This is a genomic window from Lysinibacillus sp. FSL W8-0992, from assembly GCF_038008685.1.
GTDB lineage: Bacteria > Bacillota > Bacilli > Bacillales_A > Planococcaceae > Lysinibacillus.
Window position 1 is genome coordinate 1,447,033 of sequence record NZ_JBBOZQ010000001.1, and the last position, 13,059, is coordinate 1,460,091.

General features: G+C 38.7%; 13 protein-coding genes. 7 read left to right on the plus strand and 6 right to left on the minus strand.

What is annotated here, in order from left to right; genetic code table 11:
• Positions 1-118: 118 nt before the first annotated feature.
• Positions 119-1,657, minus strand: coding sequence for a fumarate hydratase (locus tag NSQ74_RS06965; RefSeq protein ID WP_340822332.1), 1,539 nt, complete (start codon positions 1,655-1,657; stop codon positions 119-121).
• Between the two features lie 226 nt (positions 1,658-1,883).
• Here NSQ74_RS06965 and NSQ74_RS06970 point away from each other — a divergent pair, with 226 nt between their 5' ends.
• The gene (locus NSQ74_RS06970) at positions 1,884-2,684 is read left to right on the plus strand and encodes a YwqG family protein (RefSeq protein ID WP_340822333.1); all 801 of its coding nucleotides are present in this window, start codon (positions 1,884-1,886) and stop codon (positions 2,682-2,684) included.
• Between the two features lie 45 nt (positions 2,685-2,729).
• Here NSQ74_RS06970 and NSQ74_RS06975 read toward each other — a convergent pair whose 3' ends face one another.
• Positions 2,730-2,915: an SE1561 family protein gene (locus NSQ74_RS06975; protein WP_173479575.1), complete on the minus strand. Its 186-nt coding sequence runs from the start codon at positions 2,913-2,915 to the stop codon at positions 2,730-2,732.
• Between the two features lie 368 nt (positions 2,916-3,283).
• On the opposite strand from NSQ74_RS06975, the gene NSQ74_RS06980 reads away from it, so the two are divergent.
• Positions 3,284-4,462, plus strand: a complete 1,179-nt coding sequence (locus NSQ74_RS06980; protein WP_340826422.1) for an MFS transporter — start codon at positions 3,284-3,286, stop codon at positions 4,460-4,462.
• 864 nt (positions 4,463-5,326) lie between these two features.
• Here the strand turns inward: NSQ74_RS06980 and rlmD are convergent.
• From rlmD to NSQ74_RS06995, 3 genes are all read right to left on the minus strand, one after another.
• The gene (gene rlmD / locus NSQ74_RS06985) at positions 5,327-6,703 is read right to left on the minus strand and encodes a 23S rRNA (uracil(1939)-C(5))-methyltransferase RlmD (protein WP_340822337.1); all 1,377 of its coding nucleotides are present in this window, start codon (positions 6,701-6,703) and stop codon (positions 5,327-5,329) included.
• Positions 6,704-6,774: 71 nt separating this feature from the next.
• Entirely contained in the window at positions 6,775-7,593 is an 819-nt protein-coding gene (locus NSQ74_RS06990) for a polysaccharide deacetylase family protein (protein WP_340822339.1), read from the minus strand.
• Positions 7,594-7,677: 84 nt separating this feature from the next.
• A complete protein-coding gene (locus NSQ74_RS06995) occupies positions 7,678-8,577 on the minus strand; it encodes a TIGR01777 family oxidoreductase (RefSeq protein WP_340822340.1) in 900 nt (299 codons plus the stop codon).
• A gap of 100 nt (positions 8,578-8,677) precedes the next feature.
• On the opposite strand from NSQ74_RS06995, the gene recX reads away from it, so the two are divergent.
• Genes recX through NSQ74_RS07010 form a run of 3 tightly spaced genes read left to right on the plus strand, consistent with a single transcriptional unit; the run spans position 8,678 to position 10,077 of the window.
• Positions 8,678-9,481: a recombination regulator RecX gene (gene recX / locus NSQ74_RS07000; RefSeq protein WP_340822341.1), complete on the plus strand. Its 804-nt coding sequence runs from the start codon at positions 8,678-8,680 to the stop codon at positions 9,479-9,481.
• Complete coding sequence (locus NSQ74_RS07005; protein WP_340822342.1) at positions 9,478-9,807, plus strand: YfhH family protein; 330 nt, start codon at positions 9,478-9,480, stop codon at positions 9,805-9,807. Before recX ends, NSQ74_RS07005 begins: the two co-directional genes overlap by 4 nt.
• A complete protein-coding gene (locus tag NSQ74_RS07010) occupies positions 9,808-10,077 on the plus strand; it encodes a YfhJ family protein (protein ID WP_340822345.1) in 270 nt (89 codons plus the stop codon).
• A 94-nt stretch (positions 10,078-10,171) separates the two neighbouring features.
• Here NSQ74_RS07010 and NSQ74_RS07015 read toward each other — a convergent pair whose 3' ends face one another.
• Entirely contained in the window at positions 10,172-11,158 is a 987-nt protein-coding gene (locus tag NSQ74_RS07015; protein ID WP_340822347.1) for a metal-dependent hydrolase, read from the minus strand.
• Positions 11,159-11,483: 325 nt separating this feature from the next.
• Between NSQ74_RS07015 and mutY the strand changes: the two genes are divergently transcribed.
• Complete coding sequence (gene mutY, locus NSQ74_RS07020; RefSeq protein WP_340822349.1) at positions 11,484-12,515, plus strand: A/G-specific adenine glycosylase; 1,032 nt, start codon at positions 11,484-11,486, stop codon at positions 12,513-12,515.
• Positions 12,516-12,610: 95 nt separating this feature from the next.
• A complete protein-coding gene (locus NSQ74_RS07025) occupies positions 12,611-12,787 on the plus strand; it encodes a gamma-type small acid-soluble spore protein (RefSeq protein ID WP_340822351.1) in 177 nt (58 codons plus the stop codon).
• Positions 12,788-13,059 lie beyond the last annotated feature (272 nt).

A 13,059-nucleotide genomic window follows, 5' to 3' on the forward strand; every position in this document is an offset into this window, starting at 1 on the left:
TTCTGAACATTGCATTGAGAACAGAAAAAGACACAGTATATTCACTAGGAATATTCTGTGCCTTTACATTTTGTGTGCGTAACAAATAAATCTCTTTAGTTAAAAATGTTCTTCTAGATTAGAAAACTCTTTCTGCATGTTGAGCAAGTTTTTCTAGAGAAGATTTGTCCACATCAGCGTGAAGCGATTTACCGTGAGAGTCCATTGTTACTACAGCTGTGAACCCTTCAACATTTAAGTGCCACATAGCTTCTGGAATACCGAATTCCATTAAGTCTACACCATCTACACCTTTAATGCAGTCTGCGTAGTATTGAGCAGCACCACCAATTGCATTCAAGTAAACACCGCCGTGTTCGCCTAAAGCAGCAAGCGTTTTAGGACCCATACCACCTTTACCAATTACTGCGCGGATACCGAATTTTTTCATAATGTCGCCTTGATATGGCTCCTCACGAATAGAAGTAGTTGGACCAGCAGCTTTCACAGTCCAGTTGCCTTCTTCGTCTTTTGCCATTACAGGACCACAGTGATAAATAACTTGTCCGTTAAGATCGACTGGTGCATCGTGACTCATTAAATGATGGTGAATTGCATCACGGCCAGTGTACATACGGCCAGTAATAGATACAACGTCACCAACTTTAAGTGAACGAATTTGTTCTTCTGTAATTGGAGCAGTAAGTTCTACTACATTTGTTAAAGTTTCATCTGTTGTTGCAGCGACTTCATCTTCTTTAAATGTAATTTTTTCACCTTCTTGGTAGTGCCAGTTGATGATTTCGCCTGTTTCAGGATTAATATCAACTGCCATACGACGGTATGCCCAGCAGTTATATGCTACAGATACGTAGAATGAAGCAGGAATACGGTGCATTACACCAATTTTACAGCCAAGTAAAGTTGCTTCACCACCGAAGCCCATTGTACCGATACCGAAAGTGTTTGCAGTTTTCACAACATATTCTTCTAATTTAGCAAGGTCAGGATTTGAATTTGTATCTTCAACATGACGGAATAATTGCTCTTTTGCTAAATCATATCCAGAAGAGCGATCGCCACCGATACCTACACCGATAAAGCCTGCAGAACAGCCTTGTCCTTGTGCTTGATAAACAGAGTGTAAGATACATTTACGGATACCATCTAAATCACGACCAGCACGGCCAAGACCTTCTAACTCACATGGTAGGCTGTACTGGATGTTTTTGTTTTCACAGCCGCCACCTTTAAGAATTAATTTAATCGTAATATAATCTTTTTCCCATTGCTCGAATTTCATAACTGGCAGACCATCACCAAGGTTATTCCCACTGTTTGCACCAGTTAAAGAATCAACGGCATTTGGACGTAATTTTGCATCAGCTGTTGTATCGTTAATTGCTTTTTTAATCGCTTCTTTAATTTCTAATTGGTTTACACCTACAGGAGTGTAAATTTTAAATGTTGGTAGACCAGTATCTTGACAGATTGGTGATACGTTGTCTTCTGCCATAATAATATTATTTGAGATTGTTTCTAAACTCATTGCTGCGCGAGTACCCGCATTTTCAGCTTCTTTAGCTTTTTTAATGGCACGACGTACATCTTTTGGTAAGTTTGTTGACGTTTCAGTAATTAAATTGTAAAGACTTTTCTCCAAAGTTTGAAGATTCATTTTGATATTGCCCCCCAATGAAAAATTGATTATTTCCACGATACATTATACTCTTTTCCACTAATGAAAAAAAGAGTCCATCTAATTGTGGTAGGAATTAGCGATTATTTTTATAGATTTTGTAATGTTTAATCATTAACCATTAAATGTTCAAAGAAAATAGTATTTGATTATTAGGAACGTTTGTTCTAAAATAGAATTAACTTTACTTTAAGGAGGATATTTCATGTCTGAAACAATATCGTTGAAGTTACCAAAGGAAGTTGAGCATTTTCGAAATATAATAGAAGGAACTATGAAGCCTGTTGTTGTAATTGAAACGCATGAAAAGGAAACGACATTATTTGAAAGTAAGTTTGCAGGTAATCCGTATTTTCCACTTTCTATGGAATATCCAAAAAACGAGGAACAACAACCATTAAAGCTTTTAGCACAAATTAATTTTGCAGATGTACCTAAGCACTTACCTCATTTCCCTAACGAGGGGATACTGCAATTTTATATTGATGGCTATGATGATGTACTTGGAATGGATTTCGATAATGGGAAAAATCAAAATGGTTTTCGAGTTATTTTCCACGATACAATCGTCAAGGATGAATCACAGCTTATTCAAGATTTCTCATTTGTAGAAAATAAAGAAGAAGAATTGTACTTTCCAGTAGATAAGGAAATGGCATTGTCCTTTAAAGCAAAATTTGAACCTTTATCTATGGATGACTTTAGAAGCAATGAAATATACGCAAGCATCGAAACAGCCGCTGAAGAAGACGAAGAGCTGACAGATGTATTATATGATGTATTAACGGGTGATGGTCATAAAATTGGAGGGTATCCTTTCTTTACACAGGAGGATCCTAGAGCATACGGCAATTATACGGATTCAACAACAATGTTACTTCAAATAGATAGTGAAGGAGATCATATTATGTGGGGGGATTGTGGTGTTTGCAATTTCTTCATTACAGAGGATGAACTTAAAAATAAAGATTTTAGCAAAGTTGTTTACAATTGGGATTGTCATTAAATAAGCAAGCGAGCAATTTATATGCTCGCTTGCTTTTTATCGTTACTATTGTTCACGAGCGTTGAATTGCTCCATTTTATCTTCTAAATCATCCATCATTTGAATTAAACGATCAATATCTTGTAATTCAGTTTTTTCTGGGTCGATGGCATCTAAAACTTCTAAAAACATTTCAAGACGTTCTTTTAAGTAAGTCACTTGTTGTTCTTTATCCGTGATTGGCTTTGACATGCATACACCTCATTTCGTCCCTTACATAGTAGCTGATTTGGGACTAAATTTCAATGCCTAGGTCAACGCCTAGGACTTAGCGATTATTTTTAAAAATCAATAGACAGAATATTTACAATATTGATGTTGTGTGTTAAAGTTATTTTAAGAAATAGTAAAGGAGCTGATTGTACAAAACGGTGAACTCTAACTCGAAAAGGAGGGAGTTTAAACAAGTAATCGGTCAAATAAAAAAGCCGAAATTCGTGTTTATACAAGTTGAATGAAGATAAGTGTTAGTTAGGCCTTAGCGTAAAATCACATGTGGTGAGCGCTAAGGCTTTTTGGTATGCTGTAATGTGGAAGAAGACTTGATGTTGGAGGAAAAAATGAATTACTTCTCAGATTACAGCAAAAAAAGATTTACTATTTTAGTGTTAATTGTATCTATATCGGGATTTTCACAAGGAATGCTACTGCCGCTTATCTCCATAATTTTTGAGCGTGATGGTGTTTCGTCCGCTTTAAATGGTTTAAATGCGACGGGACTATACATAGGAACTTTATTAATCTCACCGTTTATCGAACAGCCTTTACGAAAATGGGGCTATAAGCCAATTATTTTAATTGGCGGGGCATTTGTCTTTGTATCACTTATCATATTCCCTTTATGGAAAAGTGTCACATTTTGGTTTGTGCTACGTTTGCTAATAGGTGTTGGAGATCATGCGCTACATTATGCTACTCAAACATGGATTACGAGCACAGCTGATCATAAAAGCTTAGGCAAAGGTATGGCTATTTATGGTTTGTCCTTTAGCATGGGCTTTGCGATAGGGCCATTGATGGTACAGCTTATACAAATTGCAGAGGCATTGCCGTTTATTGTGTCATCGATTATGTGCTTATTTGCTTGGTCATTTGTATTCTTTTTACGCAATGAAAAGCCAGAGCGTTTAACGGGTGATATGAATGCAAGAGGATGGAATCGCTATAAGGTGGCAATTGTATTTGGATGGATAGCATTTTTAGGTCCGTTTGTTTACGGTTTTTTAGAATCTTCATTAAATGCCTTATTTCCAGTATACGCTTTACGTATAGGTTTTGAGGTAGACATGATTCCAATTATTTTATCCGTCTTTACATTTGGGGGCATTTTAACGCAAGTGCCGCTTGGTGCACTTGGCGATAAAATGGGGCGACGGAATATACTGATGTTTGGATCATTTGGAGGCGCAATTTTATTTAGTATTGCTAGTTTTTTAGAGCACTCACAAATGGCAGTAGCGATCGCGTTTTTCTTCGCAGGTACATTTGTCGGTTCGATGTTTTCTCTCGGTATTACGTTTATGGCTGATTTAACGCCTAAAGAGCTATTACCAACCGGAAACCTTCTTTGTGGTATTGCATTAAGTATCGGTAGTTTAACAGGACCGTTTTTAGGTGGCGTTTATTTAGAATTTGTAAAAAATTATAGCTTCCTGTTACTTGTAGCACTTCTATTACTAGCTGTAGCGACAGTTCTACTTGTATTTGGGAATAAAAATAAGCGATCAGTGACTGTTTAATGTCACGGTCGCTTTTTAAATGCAAAATAAAAGAGCGGGGCTCATCTCCCGCTCATAAAACAAAAAACGCCCAGCAAATCCGTGCTGTAATGGCGTTTTTCGGTGTGACACGGATGTTCCGTCCATGCCACGTAGGTTTGGCACCTAGAAATACATTATACAGACAAGCTTCTATAAAAGCAATTAGATATTAGTTCCATGCTTGCGGGAGTGGGAGGGAATTCCGCGGAAGGAGGTAGGGATTCCGCGAAAGAAGGTGGGGATTCCGCGGAAGAGGGTGAAAATTCCGCGAAAGCGGGTGAGAATTCCGCGAAAGAAGGTGAGGATTCCGCGGAAGAGGGTGAGGATTCCGCGAAAGAGGGTGAGGATTCCGCGAAAGAGGGTGTGGATTCCGCGAAAGAGGGGGAGAATTCCGCGAAAGAGGTGGGATTTCCGCGAAAGCAGGTGAGGATTCCGCGAAAGCGGGCGTGGATTCCGCGGAAGAGGGTGAGAATTCCGCGAAAGCGGGCAGGGATTCCGCGAAAGGAGGTGAGAATTCCGCGAAAGCGGGCGTGGATTCCGCGGAAGCAGGTGAGGATTCCGCGAAAGAAGGTGAGAATTCCGCGAAAGGAGGTGTGGATTCCGCGAAAGCGGGGGAGAATTCCGCGGAAGGAGGTGAGGATTCCGCGAAAGCGGGCGTGGATTCCGCGGAAGAGGGTGAGAATTCCGCGAAAGAGGGTGGGGATTCCGCGAAAGGAGGTGAGGATTCCGCGAAAGGAGGGAAGAATCCCGCGGAAGCAGGAGTTAATCCCGCGAAAGCAACGGTTTTGTTACCTTATTAAAATAAAAAAGCATCTCAAAATTAATTGAGATGCTCCAATTTATTTATTTTTTTAACACAAGCTTAGCAACACATTCGACTTGTGCAGTTTGTGCGAACATATCTACTGGTTGGATATATTCTACATCATAAAGCTTTGATAATTCCTGTAAATCTTTAGCTAATGTTGATGGGTTACAAGACGTATAGACAAAATGTTTCGGTTTTAGCTTAAGGACAGTGCGGATAAATTCTGGTGCAAGGCCTGTGCGTGGCGGATCTACTGTAATAACATCAGGCGTGAAGCCTTCTTTACGCCATTTTGCTAAAACACTTTCAGCTGTGCCGACTGCATATTTTGTATGTTTAAAGCCATGGTTACGCGCGTTTGTTCGTGCATCTTGAATGCTTTCTGGAATTACGTCCATACCACGAACTTCTTTCGCTTTATCTGCTAGCCATAAACCGATAGTGCCAACTCCGCAATAGGCATCAACAACGGTTTCTTTGCCTGTTAATGCCGCTGCTTTTTTGATTTCATCGTATAAATGTACGGTTTGTGTTGGATTCAATTGGAAGAATGCGCGAGCAGATAAATCAAATGCTAATTCTCCTAGTTCTTCATGTATTGTGTCCTTGCCATCAAGAACAATTGTTTCATCACCAAAAATAAGTGATGTTTTTTCACGGTTAATGTTTTGTGCAATCGATACGATACTTGGATCGATTTTTTTAATGCGCGTTAAAAGCTCAGTAAGGTGAGGGATTTCTTTACGAGTCGTAACAAGCACCACTTGCGTTTCACCAGTGCGAATACCTGTACGTACAACAATCGTACGCACTAAACCATCGAGCGTACGACCATCGTAAATCGTAATATTTAGCTTTTGTAAGATTTTACGTGTCGCTACAGTAATTTTCGATGTAATTGGATGCTGTACAAGGCAATCATTAATATTCAGTAGCTTGTTGCTGCCTTCTGTAAAAAGCCCAGCATAGACACGTTTGCCTTCTTTGCGTACTTGGAACTGGCTTTTATTTCGATAATTCCAAGGGTTGTCCATACCAAGTGTATTGCGAACTTCTACGGTTTCTGCTAATGGCTTAGCATAGCGTTCTAACGCTTGAATAACGATATCCCGTTTTTCTATAAGCTGTTTTTCGTATGTCATATGTTGAAGCTGGCACCCACCGCATTCATTGTAAACTGGGCAGGGTGCTTCCTGACGAAATTGTGACGCTTTCCGTATGGCAAGTATATCTGCCTCAGCGAAATTGTGTTGGGTTTTCGTAACTTGGGCAGTAATTTCTTCTCCAGGAATAGCGCCTTTTACGAAGACGACGTTGCGTTTATAAAAGCCAACGCCCTCGCCATTAATGCCAAGTCTTTTTATAGTTAATGGGAATTTTTGTCCCACTTCCATCGTAGTTTGTTGCGTCAAGCGATCCACGTCCTTTAACTTTGTTCAGCACGTAGTATTGATAACATGCTGATGTCATCTCCCCATTATAACTAAGGAGTGGACGATTGCATAGTGACAGGGAAATCTTCATACTCCAATACTAAATCGTCAAGCGATAAAAAAGTATAGCCTTGTTTCTTTGCTTCAGCGATGAATAAAGGTAGAGCCTCCGCATTATCTTGAGCTACTGTATGCATTAAAATGACAGCGCCAGGGTGAAGTTGCTCCATTAAAGCATTATAAGCATAATCTGCTCCACGTCGTTCATCCTTTAGCCAATCTTTAAAAGCGATAGACCAGAAAATATGACGGTAACCTTCTGCATTGCCGACTTCTAACAACTTAGCATTGAAAATTCCTTCGGGTGGACGAGCATAAGTTGTACGGTCTATGCCTGTTAATTCACGCAGTTTCGCATCAAACTTACGCCATTCTGCACGCATACCATCTCTTGTTAACTTTGCCATATTCGGATGACCATAGGAATGGTTACCGATTGTATGACCGTCTTGCACCATACGCTTAACAAGGTCACCAGCACTATCTAAATAATGACCAGTTAAAAAGAAGGTTGCTGGTGCTTTTTCTTTTTCTAACGTATCCAATATACTTTCTGTATAGCCATTTTCGTATCCGTTATCAAAGGTTAAATAGACCACTTTTTTATCGGGTTTTCCTTTATAAATTGCTCCATATTGGTCGAGTAGTTTATCAAGTTGTGCTCCTGCCTGTGCTGGTTCGCCATTCTTTGCTCGTTTAATGCCCCAATGATATTCATCTGAGCCAGATGCAAAGTATGGATTAATGCTTATTGCTGCGGCAATAATAAAAGTAGCGATTACTGCACCTACTATATGTTGTTTCCACATAAAAAACGCATCCTTTCCTTTTCTTTTAGGATGCGTTCTTTTCAAAAATTTATCCGGCTTGTCGTTTCACTTTGCACACGGATTTTATAATAAATTTTCAAGTGCTTCTTTTAAATAAGGATATTTAAATTCAAAATTTTGCGTTTCTAAAACAGTCGGTATTACATGTTGTCCTTCTAAAACGAGCATACTTTGTTCTCCGAGAGCTAAACGCATGGCAAAACTCGGGACTGGCATCCAATGACGACGTCCCATTACTTGTGCAATTGTTTGACCAAATTCCTTCATGCGTGTTGGATGTGGAGCAGTCACATTAAATGGTCCGTTAATAGATGAATTGGTAATGGCAAAATAAATAGCCCGCGCTACATCTTCTACATGAATCCATGATAACCATTGCTCGCCTGTACCAATCGTGCCACCGATATGTAGTTTATAGGGCAATAGCATGGAAGGAAGTGCACCGTTGTCACGACCTAAAATAACACCAAAACGAGCAAGTGCTACACGAACACCGAGTTTTTCTGCTCGCTTTGCATGGCGTTCCCAATCATAGACTGTCCATCCTAAGAAATCTTTTGCGTAGTCGCTAGCGTTTTCACTATAGGTGGCCACTGTGGAAGGTGGGTAAATTCCAACTGCACTGGCATTGACAAGTACGTTCGGTTTTTCCTTAAATTGTTCTATAATACGTACAATTTCTAGTGTAGCGTCCATGCGACTTGTATAAATAGCTTTCTTTTGCTTCTTTGTCCAACGTCCATCATTTAATGACACTCCTGCTAAATTGACGACTGCATCGATATTCTCGTCCAATTCCTTTTCTGGTCGAGCTCCATCTTTTAGCCATTGTACATAATGAATGCCATTTTCATATTTCGAATTGCTACGGGATAAAACGAATAACTCATGTCCTTGTTCTTGCAACAGTTTTGTTAACGCCTTCCCAACAAAACCAGTACCACCAGCAATGACAATTTTCATAAGAAGCCCTCCTTTTACCAATAGATGTAACTCAACTATACACAAAGATAGAAAAAAAGAAAAAGATGTTATAATGATTAGGCAAAGAGGTGATTTCGCTATGCGTGTTATTACAAAAATTGCGCGTCAAAAAAACAATCCAGAACGCTATAATATATATTTAAATGAGGAATACGCTTTTCCTGTAGACGAGGCGATTTTAATACAATTTGGTCTTACAAAAGGAAAGGTGCTTGAAGAATTTGATATTCAGGAAATTGCCTATGAAGATGAAATTCGCAAAGCATTTAATAAAGGGCTAAACTTTTTATCCTATCAAATGCGTAGTGAGCATGAGGTGAAGAAAAAGTTAAGCTCATTAGAGTTTGGGGAAGCGGTAATATTAGAAGCGATTCAAAAGTTAAAATCATATGGCTTTTTAAATGATGAATCTTATTCGAAAGCATTGCTCGATACAAAAAAAGCTACGATGAAAAAAGGGCCTCGAGCAATTCGACAAGATCTCATTAAAAAAGGAATCGATAAAAGTTTACAAGATGAAGTGCTTGAAACATTTAGCCATGAAGAACAAGTGAAGCTTGCAACACAGCTTGCAGAAAAAGTAATTCGTTCTGAGAAGAAGAAAACACCAACGCAAATAAAGACTAAGATACAAGATTTTTTAATGCGAAAAGGGTATTCTTTTACTATTGTCGATGAAGTACTTGGACAAGTTGAAATTGAGCAAGCAGAAGATGAATGGCAGACCTTACTCGATGTGCAAGGCGAAAAAGTTTGGAAAAAGTATGCGTCGAAGTATACTGGTTATGAATTAAAAATGAAAACGAAGCAGGCGCTTTATCAAAAGGGATTTCCTGTAGAAGTTATAGATCGTTTTATTGAAGAGAAGGAGAATGGGGAATGAATGAAAAAAACTATGCTGCAATGACAGAGCATGAACTACGTGAAGAAGTAGGAAAGCTAAAAGAGAAGGCTCGTAAGGCAGAACAGCTAGGCATACTTAATGAATTTGCAGTGTATGAGCGTAAAGCTTTAATGGCAGCTGCATATTTAGTTGATTTAGATACGATTGTACCTGGGGAAATGTACAGAATCGATGGCTCAGACAACAACTATTTCCAAGTTGATTATTTAAAGGGACGTTTTGCGTGGGGTCATCGCCTAGGCGGCGATAAATATCAGGAAGCCTTACCCGTTTCAATTTTATCACCTATAAAGGTGGGGAAATAAATGCAAGAAAAAATCGACAAACTAACAGCAGAGTTACTTGAGAAAAATCCTCAAATGTCAGCAGGGCGTGCGCGTGTTTGGATTGAACTGTTATGGAGCGATTTTGAATCAACATCTGCAAAAGCGGGCTATGATTATCGTGGGGCTGATTACACTGAAAACTTAGTACGCCAGCTAATTGTAAGCTATGGCGATAAGCTCCATCAATTTGCAGGACGTAATCCAAAATACGCTCATTTACTAGATGCTAGTGATGATATGGTACAATAACATATAGATTGCATTGCAATGCAAAAATCAATTTTAAGCTATAAGCATAACAAAGCCGGTGTTCCCTTCAAATAGGATACTCCGGCTTTATTCGTTAATTGCTTGCGCCAATTTGTAATTTTTTTTGAAGCTTATCCTCGGTAAAAATCCAACCAGTGTAAGAGGTAATAATTTCGTTGTCGTCATTTAAATGAGCAACTGCAACGAAAGGATAGCGATTGTCACTACGATAACGTAAATCGATTAACCTCACTTCTGTTAAGCCATTTTCAAGCTCGGAAATTTCCCAACGGTACAATGGTGAGAAAGAAACAAAGGCAGCGAGATTAGGGTCTTTCATAGCAGCTTCAACAGCAGGTGTTTTTGGTAGTGATTTGATTTCGAATTTATCGTAAATATTAACAGTTCGCCCATAAGCTCGACCAACATAGTAATGTGTTTTTGATTTTGCGGCGATACGCCAGTGAAAAAATCGCATCGTAGGTGCTACAATAACATAATCTTCATCTTGAATTGTGCTATGCACTGCTTTTTTAACTGCTTTTTGAACAGCAAAGCGAAAAATATAATAGACGACAATAACGCCATACATGACGCTAAATGTCCAGACTGGATTTGCCCCAAATGCCCATAGTAATATTCCAAGGCAATGAAGGGAAAAAATAATGGGATCGAATGTATTGATCACACCAAGTGCTACCCATTTTCTAGAGAATGGGCGAATAGCTTGTGTTCCGTATGCATTAAAAATATCAACGAAAACATGAATAGCTACTGCAAGAAATGTCCAAAGCCATAAATGTAATACATTTGCGTCCTGAATAATTAGTGATAACACGATTGTAATTAAAATTGGCCATAAGGCTACTGCTGGTATTGAATGTGTTATACCCCGATGATGCCGAATATAAATCGCATTATTGCGAAGTTTTAATACTGTATCAACATCAGGTGCTTGTGAGCCAATAATGGTACCAGCCATAACGGCAGTAAAAGTCATTGAATGATTGGCAACTACAGGGTCAGCTAAAGCAAGACCACCGAGTGCTATTCCCATAACGAAATGTGTACCTGAATCCAAAATTATCCACTCCTTGTATGCGTGAAAAAGTCGTACAATGCATACATGTATATTTCATTTCAATAATGGTATTGCTTATAAAATTTGCTTTTCAATCGCTAAGTATTCACTCGCACAAGAGGTAAATAATGGAGTTTTTTGTTTCAGCAAAAGTCCGCGACTTATATTAATGCGTTAAAACCTTGGCTGTAGCAGGAAACGCAGCGGCGGATGTCACGTTTAACTGTAATAAATTTATACGTTTTTGCCATATTATGCGAATAGCTTTTCTTAATTGTATACCCTTTTAATCATAAATTAAATCGTAAAGACACGGGAGGTCACTGTGAATTATCCATATGTAGCAGAATTTCGACAATCTTTAGTCGAATGGTTTGAAGAAGAGAAACGAGATTTACCTTGGCGGCATACTAAAGACCCTTATAAAATTTGGGTATCTGAGGTAATGCTACAGCAAACACGAGTTGATACAGTTATTCCTTATTACAATCGCTTTATGGAAAGCTTTCCAACTTTAGAATTATTAGCTGAGGCACCACAGGAATATTTATTGAAACATTGGGAGGGCCTTGGCTATTACTCACGAGCGAGAAATCTGCAAGCGGGGGTTCGTGAGGTGCTAGAAAACTATGGCGGAATCGTACCTGATAATCGCTATGAAATTTCTAAGTTAAAAGGGGTTGGACCCTATACTGCAGGTGCTATTTTAAGTATTGCCTATAATAAGCCCGAACATGCAGTTGATGGCAATGTCATGCGGGTTTTAAGTCGTGTACTCAATATACATGATGATATTGCACTGCCGAAGACAAAGAAAATTTTCGAAGCAGCTGTTGAAGAACTAATTGATCCACATAATGCATCATCTTTTAATCAAGGGTTAATGGAACTTGGAGCGCTTATTTGTTCCCCAACATCACCGAAATGTTTGTTATGTCCTGTCCGTGAATATTGCACCGCTTTTAATGAAGGAGAACCTGAAAAACTGCCTGTTAAATCAAAAAAAGTTAAGATGAAGCATATTTCATACGACGTTTTTGTTTGTGAAGATGAGGACGGTCGAATTTTAATGGAGCAACGTCCCGCAAGTGGCTTACTTGCGAATATGTGGCAGTTCCCGATGGTTGAGCAAGCAGAAGACTCATTATTAAAATTTGCTCAGCACTATGAAGTAGAGGCACAAGCACAACGAGAAATTTTAATATTTAAACATGTTTTCTCACATTTAACTTGGCATGTGAATGCTTATTATATGAAGTGTAAATCATGTGAAAAGGGTGATTGGCTAACACAGGAGCAAATAGAATTGTTACCAATGCCAGTGCCAATGTTAAAAATATGGCAAGCGATAAAATAGGGAGACACTATAACGAAGCAACGAAAATAAAAAAATTAATGAGCATAAAAGTAATCACCTCTGTACACAATAATTAGCGTGGAGGTGAATGACTGATGAAGAAAAATCAAAACACAAACCAACAAGCAAATAAAAACATGCAACGCCAAAGTGAAGAGTTTGGTTACGAAACGGACTTCAATGAAGTGCAAAAGCAAAATGCTAAAGCTGAGCAGAATAAAGCTCAAGCTTCAGGCAAATATGCTAAGAATAACCAAAACGCGAGCGAGTAAGCACTTTGTAACTGCATAATTGCATTTACCTTCTAAGGGGCTGTCTAAAAATCGAAAAGATGAAAAGGACAGCCCTTTTCTATTTTTCCTCCGATACGCATAAGTTTATAACATAAGTTAAAAAATCCCATTAAAGTTGCTGTTATGATGGAAATTGCTATTAATTTTCGAAAATTTGTACATAAATAACATGACACAGTGAAATTTGTAGTTTTCAACTACACCTTTCGCGTACAGATTGCTATAATATACTAGAGACTGCTAGATTTAGG

Excerpts from the sequence above, each read along its gene's own strand:
- NSQ74_RS06965 (WP_340822332.1), bottom strand. The coding sequence starts at position 1,657 with ATGAATCTTCAAACTTTGGAGAAAAGTCTTTACAATTTAATTACTGAA.
- NSQ74_RS06970 (WP_340822333.1), top strand. The coding sequence starts at position 1,884 with ATGTCTGAAACAATATCGTTGAAGTTACCAAAGGAAGTTGAGCATTTT.
- NSQ74_RS06975 (WP_173479575.1), bottom strand. The coding sequence starts at position 2,915 with ATGTCAAAGCCAATCACGGATAAAGAACAACAAGTGACTTACTTAAAA.
- NSQ74_RS06980 (WP_340826422.1), top strand. The coding sequence starts at position 3,284 with ATGAATTACTTCTCAGATTACAGCAAAAAAAGATTTACTATTTTAGTG.
- NSQ74_RS06990 (WP_340822339.1), bottom strand. The coding sequence starts at position 7,593 with ATGTGGAAACAACATATAGTAGGTGCAGTAATCGCTACTTTTATTATT.
- NSQ74_RS06995 (WP_340822340.1), bottom strand. The coding sequence starts at position 8,577 with ATGAAAATTGTCATTGCTGGTGGTACTGGTTTTGTTGGGAAGGCGTTA.
- recX (WP_340822341.1), top strand. The coding sequence starts at position 8,678 with ATGCGTGTTATTACAAAAATTGCGCGTCAAAAAAACAATCCAGAACGC.
- NSQ74_RS07005 (WP_340822342.1), top strand. The coding sequence starts at position 9,478 with ATGAATGAAAAAAACTATGCTGCAATGACAGAGCATGAACTACGTGAA.
- NSQ74_RS07010 (WP_340822345.1), top strand. The coding sequence starts at position 9,808 with ATGCAAGAAAAAATCGACAAACTAACAGCAGAGTTACTTGAGAAAAAT.
- NSQ74_RS07025 (WP_340822351.1), top strand. The coding sequence starts at position 12,611 with ATGAAGAAAAATCAAAACACAAACCAACAAGCAAATAAAAACATGCAA.